The sequence below is a fragment of the Mesorhizobium escarrei genome (assembly GCF_935825525.1).
GTDB classification, from domain to species: Bacteria; Pseudomonadota; Alphaproteobacteria; order Rhizobiales; family Rhizobiaceae; genus Mesorhizobium; species Mesorhizobium escarrei.
In genome coordinates this window covers 58,802-76,682 of sequence record NZ_CAKXZT010000136.1, presented here as the reverse complement: position 1 = coordinate 76,682, position 17,881 = coordinate 58,802, and the positions used below count along the sequence as shown (strand labels likewise).

The following is a 17,881-nucleotide window of genomic DNA, read 5'->3' as shown; positions in this document are numbered from 1 at the left end:
CTCAGATGCCTCCTGTCGTGCGCTTGGCGCCGACGAGGCGCAGTTGCAGCGCGTAGAGCGCCATGGTGACCAAAAGCAGGATGAAAGCCGCAGCACTTCCGAGCCCCCAATTGAGCAAGGACTGGATCATCTGGGCGATCATTGCGGCAAGCATCATGTTGGAGGTGCCGCCGAGCAGCGTCGGTGTCACGAAATAGCCGAGCGACATGACGAAAACCATCAGGCCGCCTGCAGCGATTCCGGGAAGCGACAATGGCAGCAGGATGCGGCGGAAGGCGTCGAAGGGGCTCGCACCGCACAGAGCGGCGGCGCGCAGCGTCATCGGATCGATGGCGCGCAGGGTTCCGACCAGTGGCAGTATCATGAAAGGCAGCATGATATAGACCATGCCGATGGTGACGCCGGTCAGGTTGTTGATCAGCGGCAGCGGTTCGCTGATTAGGCCAATGTCCATTAGCGTCCGGTTGATGACGCCGGTGCGTTGAAGCAGCACCATCCAGGCATAGGTGCGGGTGAGCAGATTGGTCCACATCGACAGGATGATGATGCCGAAGACGATCGAGCCGAGGGCGGGCGGCATGATGGCCAGCATCCAGGCGACCGGAAACGCCACGACGACGGTGACGGCGGTGACGACGGTTGCGACCAGAAAGGTGTTGAAGAAGACCCGCGCATAAGTGCCGTCGCCAAACAGGGTGGCGTAGTTCTGCAGGCCCGGCACGGGTTCGGTCACGCTGCGCAACAGCAACCCGACGACCGGCACCACGAAGAACAGGATGATGAGGACCAGCGCCGGAAAGGCGCCGCCGATGCCATCAGGCCTTCGGAGGATTGATGGCCGATGAAGCAAATTGCCCGACATGGCGATGATCCCGTCAGATCAGGCGGGACGCCTTGCAGCGTCCCGCCGGTTCATGTGAAATCTGCGGCTATTTGGCCTGCCAGGCGTACCAGCGCTCCGCGATTGCGTCGCGGTTTTCAGCCCAGTAGTTCATGTCGAGGTTGATCTGCCCGTCGACATAGGCGTCCGGCAGAGACTTGACGACATCGGCCGGCATTTCGGCCTTGGCTGCCGTGTTGATGGGGGCATAGCCGCTTGCTTCAGCAAACATGGCCTGGCTTTTCGGGCTTGTCGCAGCGGCCAGGAATTTCATGGCGCTCGCCTTGTTTTTCGAACCCTTGGGGATGACGAGCACGTCGGCGGCGGTCATGTTCTGGTTCCACGATACGCCGACATCGGCGCCGTCCTGCTCGAGGGCGAAGACACGTCCGTTCCAGAGCTGCCCGAAGGCCGCTTCACCGGAGGCGATCAGCTGTTGCGACTGCGCGCCGCTGTCCCACCAGACGATTTCCGATTTGATCGTGTCGAGTTTCTTGAACGCCCGGTCGAGGTCGAGCGGATAGAGTTTGTCCGCCGGCACGCCGTCGGCCAGCAGTGCGATTTCGATGACGCCTGGCGCCGACCATTTATAGAAGGTGCGCTTGCCGGGAAATTTCGTCAGGTCGAACATGTCGGCCCAGCCCGCCGGTTCGCCCGACACCGCCCCTTTGTTCCAGGCAAGAACGAAGGAGTAGTAGAAGCTGCCGACCGCATGGTCGGTGGTGAAGCGAGGATCGAGACCGGCTTTCGGCACGACGTTGAAATCGATCGGCTCGAGCAGGCCGTCCTTGGCCGCCTTGATGGCGAAATCCATTTCGACATCGATGACGTCCCAGGCGACGCTGCCGCCTTCCACCATGGCCTTCAGCTTGCCGTAATCCGTCGGGCCGTCCTGCAGGACCTTGATGCCGGAACTCGCTTCGAACGGAGCAGCCCAGGATTTGGTCTGCGCCTCCTGGGTGGTCCCGCCCCAGCTGGTGAACACCATTTCATCGGCGCGTGCGGCAGTGGCTGCCAGGAGCCCGGCCAGGATGCCGGCCATAATCAGTTTCATGTCATTCTCCTCTGTTGGTTGTTTTTGGTTTCTTGTTTTTGTGAAATTGCGTGAATGGCGCTACCCTCATCGCATGACGAACGGATCCGGGATCGGCTCGTCGGATATGCGTATCCAGACGGATTTCGAGCGCGTGTAATCGCGGATTGCGTCAAGCCCGCCCTCACGGCCAAGCCCCGACTGACCGTAACCGCCGAACGGCACGAGCGGCGAAACGGCGCGGTATGTGTTGACCCAGACGACGCCGGCATGGATGTCGCGCGCCATGCGGTGCGCCTTGGCGAGATTGGTGGTGAACACGCCCGAGGCCAGGCCGAACGGCGTGTCGTTGGCAAGCGCCAACGCCTCAGCTTCTGTGTCGAAGGCGAGAACGCTGAGCACCGGACCGAACAATTCCTCCCGCACGCACGGCAGTCCTGTGTCCTCGGCGTCGATAATGGTCGGTGCGTAGTAGAAGCCGTGCGGATGCTCGTCGGGCCTTTTTCCGCCGGTGACCAGCGTCCCGCCCTTGGCGAGGCTCTCGGCAACGATCTTCTCGATCCATTCCCGCTGGCGTGGCGTTGCCAGGGGTCCCATTTCGGTGGCCGGATCCTGCGGATCGCCGATTCTAATGGCCTCGGCCTTGTGCTTCAGCCTGTCCAGGAACTCGGCTTTGATCGAACGCTCGACAAGCAGCCGCGAGCCGGCGACACAGCTTTGTCCAGACGCCGCGAAAATCCCGGCGACGACCGCGTTGGCCGCGCTGTCCAGGTCTGCATCGGCAAAAACGACAACCGGGCTTTTCCCGCCCAGCTCCAGCGTCGTGGAGGCGAGATTTTCCGCCGTGTTGCGGATTATCGCGCGAGCGGTCGAAGGCCCGCCGGTGAAGGCGACGCGTGAAACCAGCGGATGACTTGTCAGGCGCCGGCCGCAATCGTGCCCGAACCCGCTCAGCATGTTGACGCTTCCAGCGGGAAATCCGGCCTCATGAACGAGTTCGGCGAAGGCCAGCAGCGGCGCTGGACCGTCCTCCGAGGCTTTCAGGACGACCGTGCAGCCGGCGGCCAGTGCCGGGCCGAGCTTGACGGCCGAAAGGAAGAGCTGCGAATTCCACGGCACCACGGCAGCGACGACGCCGATCGGCTCACGCCGGATGGTGACGTCCATATCGGCCTTGTCGATGGGCACATGCGAGCCTTCATGCTTGTCGGCAAGCCCGCCATAGTAGCGGTAATAGTCGCCGACATAGGCGATCTGGGCGCGGGTCTCGCGGATGATCTTGCCGGTGTCGCGCGTCTCCAGTTCCGCCAGCCGCCCGGCATTGGCGACGACCAGGTCGCCGAGGCGCACCAGCAGCTTGCCGCGCGCCGTCGCCGTCAGCGAGGCCCACGCGGCGGAGTGCAGCGTCCGGTGCGCCGCCTCGACGGCGCGGTCGACATCGGCTTCGGTTGCGGTGGGCATCGTCGCCCAGGGCACGCCGGTGGACGGGTCGGTGCTTTCGAAGGTGGTTGTCGGCGTATCGAACGCCCCATCTATGAAGTTGCTGAAGGCCACAAGGGTCATTGCGGCCTCCCATGCCCGAAGGCCGGCATCACGCTGTCGACGAACAGCTGCAGCGACTTCTTCTTGCGCTCGTGCGGCAGGCCGCTGTCGATCCAGATCGAGTACTGGTCATAGCCAAGCGCCTCATATGCCCTCAGCCGGGTGATCACCTCTTCGGCTTCGCCGATGACCAGATTCTCTCGGATTTTCCCCGGCGCGTATTGCGGCATGGCGGCGATCTCGTCGTCGGTGAGCGCTTCCAGTATGCCTTGGCGAACCGGCTTCTTGTTCTGGAACCACGCGCCGAACTGGCAGTAGAACAGCGACAGGTCCTTCGTCAGCTGCTCCGCATCGGCGGCGTCTTCGGCAACGAATGTGTGCATCAGCAGCATGATCTCGGGGCGGGCCATGTCCGGATGCGCCGCGCACGCCGCGTTGAAGCGCTCCATCAGGCTGGTGACCTCGCCATCGCCGGAGGCGAGCGGCGTCACCTGGACGCTGCAGCCGTTGGACACGGCGAAGTCGTGCGAGTTCGGATCGCGCGCCGCCACCCAGATCGGCGGGTGCGGTTTTTGCACGGGCTTGGGCGACGAGGTGGTCGGTGGGAACGACCAGAATTCGCCCGACATCTCGAAATCGCCTTGCCAGAGACCCTTGATGGCGGGGATGATCTCGCGCATGCGCTGGCCCGCGCCCCAGGCATCGAGCCCAGGGAACAGGCGTTGGTACTCGTAACTGTAGGCGCCGCGCGCGATGCCGATGTCGAGCCGGCCGCCGGTGACGACGTCAGTCATGGCTGCTTCGCCGGCGAGCTTGATCGGATGCCAGAACGGCGCGACGACCGTTCCTGTGCCGAGCCGGATGCGCTGCGTCCTGGCGCCGAGATAGGCGATGTTGATGAACGGGTTTGGCGAGATGGTGAACTCCATGCCGTGGTGCTCGCCGATCCAGGCTGTCTCGAAGCCTGCCGCCTCGGCCATGAGGACAAGTTCTTCAAGCTCGTCGATGAGCTCGGCATGCGGCTTTGCCGGGTCCGAGCGTTCCATATGGACGAAGAGCGAGAACTTCATATCTGTTGACCCGGACTGGAAGTGTTCATGGCTACCGGCTTGGCGAGCGGACGGACCTCACCTTCGACCGCATTGCCGACATAGACGCCAAACGCATCCTCCCGGCATTCGCGCACGTAGCGGGCGAGCATCGAGCGCACAGCAGCGTCGGCGATGTTCAGTCCGGCGATCCTGTCGATGTCGACGAGCCGGATCTTGCCGTCGCTGGAGTGGGGCGCGTCTAGCGTGCCGCGGTAGTAGACATGCGTTCGCGATGGGTTTGCGGCGTCGTCCCAGACCGCAAACAGGAATCCGAGATGCGCCTCGATGGCTTTCGCAGCGAGGCGTCCCCTAAAACTTCGCGCGTCGCCGGGCGAGCCCAGTCCTCTGCCCGCCGGCAGTTCGAAAAAGCCGTCTGCGGTTTCGAAGAACAGCACGCGGCCTTCATCTTCGAGGATGGCGCCGACCTCCATGTCCGGAGGCGCGGCCGCCAGCGCTTCCTGGCTGAGGCCGGGCGAGACATAGGCGCCACGGCAGTAGCCGAGGGGCTGCGATGAATTGTGGGAAAATTCGCGAACGCGGCCGATGAGGATCGAATGGTCGCCGGCGTCGACCAATTGCTCCATGTCACAGTCGAACGTCGCCACCGATCCAGCGAGCAGCGGGCTGCCGGTCGGGCCGAAGCGCCATTCGACAGCTGAGAACTTGTCCTGCGATTTCGAAGCGAAGACGCCGGACGCGGCTCGCTGTTCCTCCGAGAGCACGTTGATGGCAAAGCACTTCGAGGTCGAAAACACCGGATGGCCCAGCGCTTTCTTGGCGATGCAGACCAGCACAAGCGGCGGATCGAGCGAAACGGATGTAAACGAATTGGCGGTGAAGCCTCGAGGCTCTCCTTCCGGCCCGATCGCGGTGACGATGGTAACGCCGGTCAGGAAGGAACCGAGCGCCCGCCTGAATTCGCCCGCGTCGAATTCTGTGTCCATCGTCGGTCGCGCCGATGTGCTTGCGCCGTCACTGCTCTCGAGAAAATCGGCAATGCGCCGTGTGACCGTGTCAGGAGAGGCTACGGCCATCATGTGTCGTTCGCCCTCCAGAACGATGCAGCGACCGCGCGGCGCGAGGCGTGCCATCGCCGCCGACATCGCAGGCGACGAATTCCTGTCCTGCGAGCCGGTCATGAACAGGGCCGGCATCGCGAGACCGGAAAGACGATCGCCATGCGCCGCATCGGCATAGGCGAAAAGTCGATAGGTGCGCGCATAGCCTTCGGAGTTGACGCTTTGCATTGCCGCGCGCGTCGTCCTTGCGGCCTCGGCCAGGCTGTCGGGGACCGGGTTGCCGAACCAGCGCGCGATCGTTGCGTCCGTCCCTGACGGGTTTTCCGCGCCATTCAATTCGGCGGCGCGCTCGCGCACCGCCTGAGCAAGCTCCGCCGGGCGGCGAAACACCGCGTTGAGCGAGACGATGCTGCGGACCCGTTCGGGTGCATCGAGAGCGATTTCCTGCCCGACCAACGCCCCCATTGAATGGCCAACGATCGAGACGGCATCCAGGCCAAGGTGATCTAGAAGCCGGATTGCCTGTCCGGCATAATCGGCAAGCCTGGCATCCTCGGTCGGCAGCGGTGACAGGCCGTGTCCCAGCATGTCGATCGCGATCACATCCCATCTGTCCTTCATCAGCGCGATCTGGGGCTTCCAGATCGCCGCATTCATGCCGACGCCGTGGATGAGGAGGACCGGCGCGCCGGATCCGGCACGGATGAAGCCGGTGCCGTCAGGCGCCGTTCCGCGATCCCAGCCAAGGTCCGTCAGCTCAGCCATGCAGGTCGCCGACCTCCTTGAGATCCTGGTAGCGGTCGCCGATGCGATGATGCGGTCGTCCGCCGATCGAGGCGCCAAGCGCCACCACCAATTCGTCCGGCGCCGGCGCGTCGCCGACCTGGAAATGCACCGTCAGGTAGTGCGAACGTCGGCCTTCATCGTTCTTGTCCATGAGCGGGATCATGATCGGTGTGTTCGGCCCGCCACGCAGATTGGTGAAGGCAAGATAGGTCTTGGCGCCGACGGCACGCCGATAGTGGTTGCCGAAATGCAGCGTATGGATAAGCGCCGAGGCATGCTCGATCTCGCCCAATGTGCCGCAGATTGCGGCCTTGCCGTAGCCTTCGATCGCTTCGCCGGATCCTGCAACTGCGAGGATTTCACGGGTCAACACCTCCCCCAGAACCGGCGCATAGGCGCGGATCTCGGGCGAAAGGTCGTCGGTGAAATCGCGTCCGGCCCAAGGATTGTCGAGCACTGCCGCCACGCCGATCAGGCGCAGCGGCCGGGGGGCCGCCTTGCCGCCTTCAATCAGCGTGTTCTCGACATAGGTGACGATTTTTCGGATGGCCGGCTTCATCGAATCCTCGGTGGTCGGGTCGGCTGAGGCATTCGGTACAGTTCCCCTTTCGCCCCACTGTCTTATGGTATACCATACTATCGAAGACCAAATCGCTTGTCAACGGATCGCCGAATCTGTTTCTTGCGGGTACTGGAAGGTGATGAATTGGCCGACGACACGCTGAGGATCGAACGATCCGCCAAGACGCTCAGGACACTGGCGCTGGAGCGCATGCGCGACGCCATCATGGGGTTTCACTTCCAGCCTGGCGAACGGTTGGTCGAGCGCCCGCTTTGCGATCAGCTCGGCGTCAGTCGCTCGGTGGTGCGCGAGGTTCTGCGGCAGTTGGAGACTGAGGGCCTTGTCCAGATGATACCAGGCCACGGACCCGCCGTGGCCAGGCCTGATCTCAGCCGCACCGATGAGATTTATGAACTGCGCGCTCTGATGGAGGGCATCGCGGCGCGCGCCTGCGCGCTGACGGCGACTGAGGATCAGATCGCCGCGCTTGAGCGCGCATTGGATGTGCTGCTCACGGCATGGGCCTCAGCCGATCCGATCGAGGTGATGCGGGCGACGACAAAATTCTACGAGGTGCTTTTCGATGCCGCCGACAAGCGCATCGCCTGGGAGATCGTCCAGGGCCTGAACGTCCGCATCAACCAGCTGCGTTCCATGACCATCGCTTCGGCGGATCGCCGCGATGCAGCAATTGCCGAAATGACCGACATCATGAACGCGATCAAGTCGCGCAACGGCGATGACGCCGAAGCCGCGGCCCGGCGGCATGTGGAGCAGGCGTGGCGAATTGCGCAACAGGCTCTTCGCGATAGCTGAAGTACAAACGGCCGCAACGCCTTGGAATTTTTTCCCTCGGCGGCTGCGGGTCTTCACATTATGGAATCGCCCGTCGCGCTCGCATTGACGCACTGCAGGCAATTCCAATGCGCATCCAAACCGACGATATCGCAGCGATGGCGTTGTTTCTGGCTGCTGACGATAGCGCATTCTGGGTTTGCTGGTGCGGATACTATTTCGAGCGTATTCTCATCCTTAAAGGATAACCCGGGTCGACCTCGATTGGGCCGCTTACGCTCGGCCGCTCCGCTCGGGAGGGAGCCTGTGATTGCGATGGCGCGCTTTGCCCACCTTGCCCTTCTCGCCTTCGCCTTGGGATTGTTGCCTGGAATTGCACTGGCTGGGGAGGCTTTCGTCCCGAGCTGGATCAAGAACGATCCCGCAGCCAAGACAGTGGCCATAGAGATTGTTGCCGATTGGAACCAAGTCGAGCGCTACCGCAGGGATAACATCCGCACCGACATCATCGACTTCAACGGTTACTGGGGCGGCAATCTCACCATCGTCGTGCCAGCAGAATGGTCGGTAGAGATCGAGTTCATCAATGGCTCCTCGTCTTTCCGGCACAGCCTGATGGTGACCAGGGTCTACGCTCAGTCAGAGATGCCAGTGAAGTTGACGGCCGAGGATGCGATCTGGGGGGTGTACACCGATCCGCCAGAGGGAATTAAAATCAATGAGAGGAGGCAACTGAACTTTGTTGCGCAGCAGGCCGGAAACTATTTCCTCGCCTGTGCGAGGCAAACGCATCTGATGGACGGACACTGGATCGGTTTCGAGGTGAGAGACAGCATCGAACAGGCCGTGGCAATCATAGACGAAAACAAATTTCCGCAGGAGCAGCCCCCAGGACGACCTTAGGGGCTAGCGAGCAAGCCCGCGCTATGGCTTGGTTGTGGAGATCAACGCAAATCCCTGGCGGTTTACATTGAAACTCGAAAGTCTGGGCGCGCCCGCGCAGGTTAGAACTGCTTCTGCTTGCCAAGCCACCAGCGAGGCAGCGCTTTCGTCACTGCTTCAGCTGCCCTATGCCATAAGGGCAATTCTGTACGGCCTGGTCGTTCTGGGCGCCGTCATGACGCTGCGCGAACGGCGGCTGCAATGAGAAGGGATACGTGATGAGCAAAGGGGCGCCGACATCGGCGGACGATTTCCTGACCGGGCTGAAGGGGCAGCGCGTGCTGGTGACGGCAGGCGCCGGCGGCATCGGCTTGGCCATTGCAGAAACGCTGTCGCGGCTCGGCGCGCGCATCGTCGTTTGCGACGTCTCCGACGAGGCGCTGGCTGCTGCTCCGGACAAGATCGCCCTCGTCGCCGCGGTCAAGGCCGATGTCTCGCGCGACGACGACGTCGACCGGCTGTTCGAGACCGTGAAGGAAAAGCTCGGCGGCCTCGACGCGCTGATCAACAATGCCGGTATCGCCGGGCCGACCGGCGGCGTCGACGAAATCGATCCGGCGGAGTGGCGGCGCTGCATCGACATCTGCCTGACCGGCCAGTTCCTCTGCGCCAGGCGCGCCGTGCCGCTGATCAAGGCGGCGGGCGGCGGCTCGATCGTCTCGATGTCGTCCGCCGCCGGCCGCCATGGTTACGCTTTCCGCACCCCCTATTCGGCGGCCAAGTTCGGCGTCATCGGTTTCACCCAAAGCCTTGCCAAGGAACTCGGGCCGCAGGGCATAAGGGTCAACGCCATCCTGCCCGGCATCATCGAGGGACCACGCATCGACAAGGTCATCGCCGACCGCGCCAAGCAGCTCGGTGTGTCGAATGAGGAGATGACGGTGCGTTATCTCCAGAACATCTCGCTGCGCCGCATGACCAGCCCCTATGACGTCGCCGCGATGGTCGCCTTCCTGTTGTCCGATGCGGCGATCAACATTTCCGGCCAGTCGCTCGGCGTCGACGGCAACGTCGAAACCCTTTGAGGAGCCCGACCATGGTGAAAGTAGCAATTGTCGGCAGCGGCTTCATCGGGCGGGCCTGGGCGATCAGTTTTGCCCGCGCCGGTCATGACGTGCGGATGTGGGACCAGTCGCCGGCCGCGACGACCGGCGCGCATGATTATATCGCCGGCGTGCTCGGCGACCTCGCCGCGAACGATCTGCTGCGCAGACAGGCAATCGATGCCGTGCTTGGTCGCATCGCCGTCGTTGCGGAACTGGGCGAGACGCTGGCGGACGCGGTCCATATCCAGGAGAACACGCCCGAACGTCTGGACGTCAAGCGCGAGGTGTTCTCCCTGATCGATGCATGGGCCGCTCCGCAAGCGGTGATCGCCAGTTCCACCTCAGCGTTGCTGCCGTCGAAATTCACCGATCATCTGCAAGGGCGGCACCGCTGCCTGGTCGTGCATCCGATCAATCCGCCCTACCTCATCCCGGCCGCGGAAGTCGTGCCGGCGCCATGGACCTCCCCCGAGACGGTCGAAAGGACCCGCGCCTTCCTCGTCGCCGCAGGCCACGCGCCGCTGGTGATGAAGCAGGAGCTCGACGGCTTCATCATGAACCGCCTGCAGGGCGCGCTGCTGGAGGAGGCTTTTCGACTTGTCGCCGACGGCTATGCCAGCGTTGAGGACGTCGATATCGGCATTCGCGACGGGCTGGCGCTGCGCTGGTCGTTCATGGGACCGTTCGAAACGATCGACCTCAATGCGCCGGGCGGCGTACGCGACTATGTCGAGCGTTATCAGTCGATCTATTCCAACATTTTTCCGCAGATGCTGCGCCGTGTTGACTGGGCCGGCGAGGTCATCGAAACGGTAGAGGCCGACCGCCGCAAGCGGCTGCCGCGGGACGAACTCGGCGAACGGCAGGTGTGGCGCGACCGCCGGCTGATGGCGCTGGCGGCGCACAAGAAAAAATCGGATCAGGAGTTTGGACGATGACGGAAACAAGCCGCAAGCCCGGCGCTACGCAGACCAGGAGCAAAATTATCATCACCTGTGCGGTGACCGGGGCGATCCACACGCCGACTATGTCGCCCTATCTGCCGATCACGCCGGACCAGATCGCCGCCGAGGCGATCGCGGCCGCGGAGGCGGGTGCGGCGATCCTGCATCTGCATGCCCGCGATCCCGACACCGGCAAGCCCGACCAGACGCCGGCGGCCTTCGCCCGTTTCCTGCCGCGCATCAAGCAGGCCACCAATGCCGCCATCAACATCACCACCGGCGGCAGCCCCTACATGAAGGTCGAGGAGCGCGTGCGCCCGGCCGCCGAGTTCAAGCCTGAGGTCGCCTCGCTCAATATGGGCTCGATCAATTTCGGCCTCTATCACCTCGTCGACAAATACCAGACGTTCAAGTTCGACTGGGAAAGGCCGCATCTGGAAGCGACGCGCGACCTGGTCTTCCGCAACTCGTTCAAGGACATCGAGTACATTCTTGCGACCTGCTACGACAACGGCACGCGCTTCGAGTTCGAGTGCTACGACATCGCCCATCTCTACAACCTCTCGCATTTCGCCGATCGCGGGCTGGTGAAGCCGCCGTTCTTCGTGCAGTCGGTGTTTGGGCTGCTTGGCGGCATAGGCACGCATCCCGAAGACGTCGCTCATATGAAGCGCACCGCCGACCGGCTGTTCGGCGACCAGTTCCGCTGGTCGGTGCTCGGCGCCGGCGCCAGCCAGTTGCGCATCGCGGCGCAGTCGGCAGCGCTTGGCGGCAACATCCGCGTCGGGCTCGAAGACAGTCTTTGGGCCGGCAAGGGCAAGCTTGCCAAATCGAACGCCGAGCAGGTGGTGCTTGCCCGCAAGATCATCGAAGGGCTTGGCATGGAGGTGGCGACGCCCGACGAGGCGCGCGAGATCCTGTCATTGAAGGGCGGCGACAAGGTCGCGTTCTGAGGCGGCTCGCCTATCGCCTCACGGTGCCAACGGAGGAGGACGGCATGAAGATCGAAATCGTGGTGGACGTGAAGACCACGCTGGGCGAGGGGCCGCTGTGGGACGTAGCGCAGGAGCGCCTCTACTGGATCGACAGTTTCGACGGGCGCGTATACGAGCGCGCGCTGGATTTTGCTGTTCGGCGTTCTCGTCAATAGAGGTCGATCGTCACCACCTAGCTTCACTCAGAGTTTGTCCATGAACTTCGACATTCCCGCCCGTACCGAAGATTACCGCGTTCGCATTGCCGACTTCGTCGAGCGTGAGATCCTGCCGCTCGAGGCCGACAAGACGTCCTATGACGGGCATGGAAATATCGCCTTGCCGCTGCTGGAGAGGCTTCGCGCCAGGGCGCGTATGGCGAGCCTGTGGTGCCTGCAGCTCAAGCCCGAAAGCGGCGGCGCCGGTCTCGGCAAGATGGATACTGCAGTCTGCTATGAGGAGATGAACCGGTCGATCTTCGGACCCGTGGTGTTCAATTCGGCAGCGCCCGACGACGGCAACATGATGGTTCTGGAGGCACTCGGCACGCCAGCGCAAAAGGAAAAATGGCTGAAGCCGATCGTCGAGGGCAACGTGCGCTCGGCCTTTGCCATGACCGAACCGCATCCCGGAGGCGGCTCGGACCCTTCGATGATCATGACGCGTGCTGAACGGCGCGGCGACAATTATGTGGTGACCGGCCGCAAATGGTTCATCACCGGCGCGCAGCAGGCCAGCCATTTTATTCTGGTCGCGCGAACCTCGGACGATCCGCGCCATGGTCTGTCGGCCCTGTTGTTCCACAAGGACCAGCCGGGCTGGCGCATCACGCGCCGCATCGAGATCATGGGCCCGGAGGAGCATGGCGGGCATTGCGAGTTGGAATTCGATGGGCTCGAAATCCCTGTCGAAGACATGCTGGTTGGCGAGGGCAGCGGCATGAAGGTGACGCAGGTGCGGCTCGGCCCGGCTCGGCTTACCCACTGCATGCGCTGGCTCGGATTGTCGAAGCGCTGCGTCGAGATCGCGCGCGCCTACGCTGCCGAACGCCACAGTTTCGGCCAGCGCCTCGCCGACCGCGAAAGCGTCCAGCTGAAGCTCGGCGACCTCGCGATGCGCATCGAGATCGGCCGCATCCTGGTGATGAAGGCTGCGTGGGAGCTGGACCGCGGCGGCTTTGCCCGCAAGGAAGTGTCGATGGCCAAGGTCCAGGTCGCCAATGTGCTGCATGACGCGGCAGATGTCGCGATCCAGATCAATGGCGCGCGAGGCTATTCCAAGGACACAGTGCTCGAATGGATCTACCGCTATGCGCGCCAGGCGCGGCTGGTCGACGGCGCCGATGAGGTCCACAAGATGGTGCTGAACCGTTTCCTCAACGAAGAGGAGAGGGGTTTTTGGCGCTGGACCGTCGAAGGTGCGGCATAGCGGACACGGCGTGGCATCTCAGGAGGAAAAGATGCCGTTGAATGCGGATTTCGATCCTGCGGCATTGAAGGGCTTTCTCGCGAACCGCTTCGGCGATGCCGCAATGACGCTCGAGCGGATCGGCGGCGGGCAGTCCAACCCGACCTACTTCGTCGACTATGGTGCGCATCGCATGGTGCTACGCAAGAAGCCGGCAGGGCCGATCCTGCGCGGGGCGCATGCCGTCGACCGCGAGTTCCGCGTACTTGAAGCGCTCGCACCGACCAACGTCCCGGTGCCGCGGCCGGTGCTCTATCACGCCGGCGCCGAGCCGCTCGGCACGCCGTTCTACCTGATGGAGCGGCTGGATGGTCGCGTCTTCCATGACTGTTCGCTGCCTGGCCTTGTCCCGACGGAGCGACGCGGCGTCTATTTCGGCATGGCCGAGGCGATGGCCAAACTGCATGCTGTCCGTCCCGACGAGGTCGGTCTCGGCGACTACGGCCGGCCCGGCAACTATTTCGAGCGCCAGATAGACCGCTGGACCAGGCAGCTCAGGCAATCGCCGAGCGACAGAATTCCGGCACTCGAAGCGGTCGCCGACTGGCTGCCGCAGCACTTGCCCACTGATGATGGGCGCGTGTCGATCGCCCATGGCGACTTCCGCCTTGGCAATCTGCTGTTCCATCCCGACAAACCGGAGGTGATCGGCATTCTCGATTGGGAACTGTCGACGATCGGCCATCCGCTCGCCGATCTCGGCTTTTGCTCGATGACCTGGCATTCGACCCCGGACGAATATGGCGGCATCCGCGGCCTCGATCATGCCACCCTCGGCATCCCCAGCCAGCGCGAATTCCTCGACCACTATTTCGCGCATGCCGTGCCGACTGCGCCCCTGCAACGTTTCCATCTGGTTTTTTCGCTGTTCCGTTTCGCGGTGATCTTCGTCGGCATCGCCGACCGGGCGCGGGCAGGCAGCGCGGCGTCGGCCGATGCCGCCAGCAAGTCGCCTCTCGCCGGTCGCTTTGCCGCACGTGCTCAAGAGATCATCCAAGGAGCGAGACCGTGGAGTGGCTCCTGAGGGGAGCGTTCGCGCCTGGTCCTTTCCCTACCCGGCGGCGTCAGCAATCCAATCCGAGAGGCTTTGCGAAAAACTTCGCGGCACGATGAGTTCGCACGCGGTCTCGCCGGTGCGCAGGAAGAGCACGGGCACATGGTGCAAGGATGTCAGCACGGCGCGGCCCGGGGCGGCCGCCGGCGCGCGCCAGTCGGCAGTGATGCATTTGGAGAGGACCCGCGCGACGTCGGCCCCAGCCATTCTGAAACGCACGCGGCCCTCGCCGAGAGAAACCGAACAGCCGAGATCCGGGTCGACGGCAAGCGAAGGTGCTTGCGCGCCGTCGTCGAGAGCCAGCCAGAGACGGCGAGGTGCAACGCGGATGACGAGGAGACCGTTGTGGCGGACTGTCTCTCCGACCGAGGCGGGAAGTTTCGTGCCGAGCGACGCCGAAAGGCTCGATTCGAACTGCCCCAGCGTGCCGTCCCAGCCCTCCATCTGGATGAGCGGGCAATCGACCACGGACAGGCTGAAATCCGGGCTAGCCATGCAGGCGCTCTCCTTGCGGATCGAGGAATACCGGCGAGACGATTCGGGCACGGACCGTTTCGGCTTTCATCGGATAGACGGCCACGACCTCGCTTCCTTCGCTAGCGACATCGCCGGCAAGCAAGGCCAGCCCGACATAGTGGCCGCGTTCGGGGCTGAAGGTGACGGAAGTCACGCGGCCGCGCCCGTGGCCGTAAGGTTTCTCGCCCGGCAGGAACAGGATGGCGCCACCGCGAAGGCGTTTTCCCTCCTCGATGCATTCCAGTCCGACCAGGCGCTGGCGGTCGGGCGCCTGGAAGGCGGGGCGCCGTCGCAGCACGTCGCCGACGAAGCCGGTGCGCTTGCCGGCCATGCGGCCGAGGCCGAGATCGTCGAGCGTCGTGCGCCCATCGATTTCAGGTCCGGCGACATGGCCCTTTTCGACGCGCAGCGCGCCAAGCGCCTCGACGCCGTAAGGTTTCAGGTCGAGCGGCCTGCCGGCTTCGAGCAGGCGGCTCCAAATCTGTTCACCGGCAGTTGCGCCGACATAGATTTCGTAGGCGCGCTCGCCGGAATAACTGAGGCGCAGGATGCGGAGCGCACGGCTCCGCCATTCGCTTTCGAGCAATCCCATATGCGCAAGTGCCGCGTCGGAAACATTGAGAGCGGGAAACGCGGCACTCAGAATTGCGCGGCTTTTCGGTCCGGCAACCGACATCGCCGCCCATTCATCGCTCACCGAGGTCACGGCTACGCGCAAATCCGGCCAGGCCGTATCGAGCAGGAATTCAAGACGCGACAGCACGTCGGCGGCCTTGGCGGTCGAGGTGGTCATGAAGAACCGGTTCTCGGCCAGCCGCGTCGTGGTGCCGTCGTCGAAGATGATGCCGTCGTCGCGCAGCATGACGCCGTAGCGCGCACGGCCAACCGGCAGTTTGGCAAAGCCGTTGGCGTAGATGCGATCGAGGAAAATCGCGGCATCCGGGCCCTGGACGTCGATCTTGCCGAGAGTGGAGATGTCCATCAGGCCTGCGGCCTGGCGCACAGTCCGCATTTCGGCGACATAGGCTTCGTTCACGTCACGCCCGGACTGCCTGTAGAAATAGGGGCGCATCCAGAGCCCGACCTCCAGCATCTCGGCGCCGTTCGCCATGTGCCAGTCGTGCATCGGCGTGCGGCGGATCGGCTTGAAATGATGGCCGATGGCGCGTCCGGCAAGCGCACCGATGGCGACCGGCGTATAGGGCGGTCGAAAGGTTGTGGCGCCGGTCTCCTGTATCGTTGCGTTGCGTAACGCCGCCATCGCGGCAAGCGCTGGAAAATTGCTGGTCTTGCCCTGGTCGGTGCCCATGCCGAGCGTGGTGTAGCGCTTCAGGTGCTCGACCGATTCATAGCCCTCGCGATGGGCGAGCTCGATATCCCCGGTCGTCACGTCCATCTGGAAATCGACGAACGCCTTTCCACGGCCGAGAGAAGGGATTTCGCGAAACGGGGCCGCGGCGGTCTCGCCGAGATCGAGCTTCGACGGAGCGGGCACCGGCGCCGACTTGCCGCAGAACCATGCCGCCTCGGCGCCGGCGCGATGACCGTCCTCGATAGCATCGGCGGTCGAAAAAATTCCCATCATCGAGCCGGCGCCGAACCGGTCCGCCGGCAACGCGCCCGGCACGAAGCCGCTGATGTCGTCGCGATATTGAGGTTTTACGCCAAGATGCGAGGTGAGATGCACGGTTGGCGACCAGCCGCCGGACACGCAGACCAGGTCGCAGGCGGCCTCGGACTGGCCGTCCGGTCCGCTGAGCGTTGCCCGCCTGACGGCATGGCCGCCGTTAAGGTCGACGATGCGCGTTGCGGCCCGCACCATCACGCCGAGCCGTGCGGCTTCTGCGGCAAGTGCGGCGGGCGGTGCTGCGCGCAGGTCGGCAACCGTCACCTCTGCGCCGCCTGCGGCATAGTCGAAGGCGGTCCGCCAGGCGCCGTCATTACTGGTGGCGACGATGATTTTCTTGCCGGGCAGGACGGCGAAACGGTTGAGATAGCTACGGGCGGCCGACGCAAGCATGACGCCGGGCCGGTCGTTGTTGGAGAATACCATTGGCCGCTCGATGGCGCCGGTGGCAAAAACGATCGAGCGGGCGCGAAGCACGGTGAACGTCTGCAGCACTTCGCCGGCCGGCTGCGGATTGCTTGGGTCGCATTGCCCGACCAGTCCGATGACATTGCCGTCATAGATGCCGAAGGCGGTTGTCCGCTTCATCAGGGTGACGGTTTCGGAGCCCTCCAGCTCGGCCTCGGTCTGCCTCAACCATGCGGCCGCTGCGCTGTCGGACGGCTCCGCCAGAAGCTGGCCGCCGAGCAGGAAATCCTGTTCGATCAGCGCGACCCGCGCGCCGGCCGCTGCGGCAGCACGCGCCGCCGACAATCCCGCCGGGCCGCCGCCGATGATTGCGACGTCGGCAAACGCATGACGAACCTCGTAACGGTCGGGATCGGGGTCGGTGCCGGCCCTGCCCAGCCCGGCCGCCTTGCGAATGAAGTGCTCGTAGAACATCCAGGCGCGGCGCGTCGGGCCCATGAAGGTCTTGTAGTAGAAGCCGGCCGAAAGGAACGGCGCCAACAGGCCGTTGATGCTTTGCACGTCAAAGGCAAGCGAAGGCCAGCGGTTCTGGCTCTCCGCGACTAGGCCGTCTTCGAGTTCCAGTGTCGTCGCCGGAAGGTTCGGCTGGCGCCTGCCTGCGGTTGCGAGCGTGACCAGCGCATTCGGCTCTTCGGGCCCGGCGGAAAAGATGCCGCGCGGACGATGATATTTGAAGCTGCGCCCGACCAGGGTGACGCCGTTGGCGAGCAGCGCGGAGGCAAGCGTGTCGCCGCGATATCCGATCAGGCTCCGGCCGTCGAAGGTAAACTCGACCGGCTGCTCGCGATCGATACGGCCACCGATCGACAACCGCTTGTGGTTCGAATTCATGCCGGTGATTTCCTGGCCAGCGATTTCCTTGGGGCTAATTTCCTGGCCAGCTCGACCGATGCGATGGCGTGGTTGCGCGTGTCGCGTTCGACCACCAGCCATTGGCGGCAACCGATCACGTGCTGCCAGAATTCGCGGTGCGGGCCTGCCGGGTTCGCCCTGAGATAGACATAAGCGTACCAGGCCTGCGGATCGGGATCGTCGTGGGCCGGACGCGTGACGGAAGCATCGCCGCCGTAGCGGAACTCTTCATGGTCGCGCAGACCGCAGCAGGGGCATTCGATGCGCAGCATTTTGTTCCGCC

General features: G+C 63.8%; 18 protein-coding genes. 9 read left to right on the top strand and 9 right to left on the bottom strand.

The annotated features are described in order from the left end of the window. Position 1: 1 nt before the first annotated feature. From NMG80_RS20920 to NMG80_RS20895, 6 genes are all read right to left on the bottom strand, one after another. Complete coding sequence (locus tag NMG80_RS20920; RefSeq protein WP_254019859.1) at positions 2-862, bottom strand: ABC transporter permease; 861 nt, start codon at positions 860-862, stop codon at positions 2-4. A 67-nt stretch (positions 863-929) separates the two neighbouring features. After that, the gene (locus NMG80_RS20915; protein WP_254019858.1) at positions 930-1,934 is read right to left on the bottom strand and encodes an ABC transporter substrate-binding protein; all 1,005 of its coding nucleotides are present in this window, start codon (positions 1,932-1,934) and stop codon (positions 930-932) included. Positions 1,935-2,000: 66 nt separating this feature from the next. After that, positions 2,001-3,476, bottom strand: coding sequence for an aldehyde dehydrogenase (locus tag NMG80_RS20910; RefSeq protein WP_254019857.1), 1,476 nt, complete (start codon positions 3,474-3,476; stop codon positions 2,001-2,003). Continuing rightward, positions 3,473-4,525, bottom strand: coding sequence for an LLM class flavin-dependent oxidoreductase (locus NMG80_RS20905; RefSeq protein ID WP_254019856.1), 1,053 nt, complete (start codon positions 4,523-4,525; stop codon positions 3,473-3,475). Before NMG80_RS20905 ends, NMG80_RS20910 begins: the two co-directional genes overlap by 4 nt. Then, positions 4,522-6,330, bottom strand: a complete 1,809-nt coding sequence (locus NMG80_RS20900; RefSeq protein WP_254019855.1) for an alpha/beta fold hydrolase — start codon at positions 6,328-6,330, stop codon at positions 4,522-4,524. Before NMG80_RS20900 ends, NMG80_RS20905 begins: the two co-directional genes overlap by 4 nt. Next, a complete protein-coding gene (locus tag NMG80_RS20895; RefSeq protein ID WP_254019854.1) occupies positions 6,323-6,910 on the bottom strand; it encodes an amino acid synthesis family protein in 588 nt (195 codons plus the stop codon). Before NMG80_RS20895 ends, NMG80_RS20900 begins: the two co-directional genes overlap by 8 nt. 147 nt (positions 6,911-7,057) lie before the next feature. Here NMG80_RS20895 and NMG80_RS20890 point away from each other — a divergent pair, with 147 nt between their 5' ends. The 9 genes from NMG80_RS20890 to NMG80_RS20850 all read left to right on the top strand — a co-directional run bounded on the left by NMG80_RS20890 (position 7,058) and on the right by NMG80_RS20850 (position 14,105). Further along, positions 7,058-7,729, top strand: a complete 672-nt coding sequence (locus NMG80_RS20890; protein ID WP_254019853.1) for a GntR family transcriptional regulator — start codon at positions 7,058-7,060, stop codon at positions 7,727-7,729. Between the two features lie 294 nt (positions 7,730-8,023). After that, a complete protein-coding gene (locus NMG80_RS20885) occupies positions 8,024-8,611 on the top strand; it encodes a sulfocyanin-like copper-binding protein (RefSeq protein WP_254019957.1) in 588 nt (195 codons plus the stop codon). A gap of 28 nt (positions 8,612-8,639) precedes the next feature. Next, positions 8,640-8,855 carry a hypothetical protein gene (locus NMG80_RS20880; protein ID WP_254019852.1) on the top strand — a complete coding sequence of 72 codons (216 nt, stop codon included), beginning with the start codon at positions 8,640-8,642 and terminating at the stop codon, positions 8,853-8,855. Between the two features lie 13 nt (positions 8,856-8,868). Continuing rightward, complete coding sequence (locus NMG80_RS20875) at positions 8,869-9,675, top strand: SDR family oxidoreductase (RefSeq protein WP_254019851.1); 807 nt, start codon at positions 8,869-8,871, stop codon at positions 9,673-9,675. Positions 9,676-9,686: 11 nt separating this feature from the next. Then, complete coding sequence (locus tag NMG80_RS20870) at positions 9,687-10,634, top strand: 3-hydroxyacyl-CoA dehydrogenase (RefSeq protein ID WP_254019850.1); 948 nt, start codon at positions 9,687-9,689, stop codon at positions 10,632-10,634. Beyond that, positions 10,631-11,593 (top strand): 3,5-dioxohexanoate:acetyl-CoA acetone transferase, encoded by a 963-nt coding sequence (kce, locus tag NMG80_RS20865; RefSeq protein ID WP_254019849.1) that lies wholly within the window; start codon positions 10,631-10,633, stop codon positions 11,591-11,593. Before NMG80_RS20870 ends, kce begins: the two co-directional genes overlap by 4 nt. A 44-nt stretch (positions 11,594-11,637) precedes the next feature. Next, positions 11,638-11,790, top strand: coding sequence for a hypothetical protein (locus NMG80_RS20860; RefSeq protein ID WP_254019848.1), 153 nt, complete (start codon positions 11,638-11,640; stop codon positions 11,788-11,790). A 40-nt stretch (positions 11,791-11,830) separates the two neighbouring features. After that, positions 11,831-13,042 (top strand): acyl-CoA dehydrogenase family protein, encoded by a 1,212-nt coding sequence (locus NMG80_RS20855; protein ID WP_254019847.1) that lies wholly within the window; start codon positions 11,831-11,833, stop codon positions 13,040-13,042. Between the two features lie 31 nt (positions 13,043-13,073). Next, positions 13,074-14,105, top strand: coding sequence for a phosphotransferase family protein (locus NMG80_RS20850; RefSeq protein ID WP_254019846.1), 1,032 nt, complete (start codon positions 13,074-13,076; stop codon positions 14,103-14,105). Between the two features lie 27 nt (positions 14,106-14,132). Here NMG80_RS20850 and NMG80_RS20845 read toward each other — a convergent pair whose 3' ends face one another. From NMG80_RS20845 to NMG80_RS20835, 3 genes are read right to left on the bottom strand one after another with little or no spacing between them, the layout of a single operon-like run. Further along, the gene (locus tag NMG80_RS20845) at positions 14,133-14,630 is read right to left on the bottom strand and encodes a sarcosine oxidase subunit gamma family protein (protein ID WP_254019845.1); all 498 of its coding nucleotides are present in this window, start codon (positions 14,628-14,630) and stop codon (positions 14,133-14,135) included. After that, positions 14,623-17,577 (bottom strand): sarcosine oxidase subunit alpha family protein, encoded by a 2,955-nt coding sequence (locus tag NMG80_RS20840; protein ID WP_254019844.1) that lies wholly within the window; start codon positions 17,575-17,577, stop codon positions 14,623-14,625. The genes NMG80_RS20845 and NMG80_RS20840 overlap by 8 nt, the downstream gene beginning before the upstream one ends. Continuing rightward, the gene (locus tag NMG80_RS20835) at positions 17,574-17,870 is read right to left on the bottom strand and encodes a sarcosine oxidase subunit delta (protein WP_436798646.1); all 297 of its coding nucleotides are present in this window, start codon (positions 17,868-17,870) and stop codon (positions 17,574-17,576) included. Before NMG80_RS20835 ends, NMG80_RS20840 begins: the two co-directional genes overlap by 4 nt. Between the last annotated feature and the right edge of the window lie 11 nt (positions 17,871-17,881).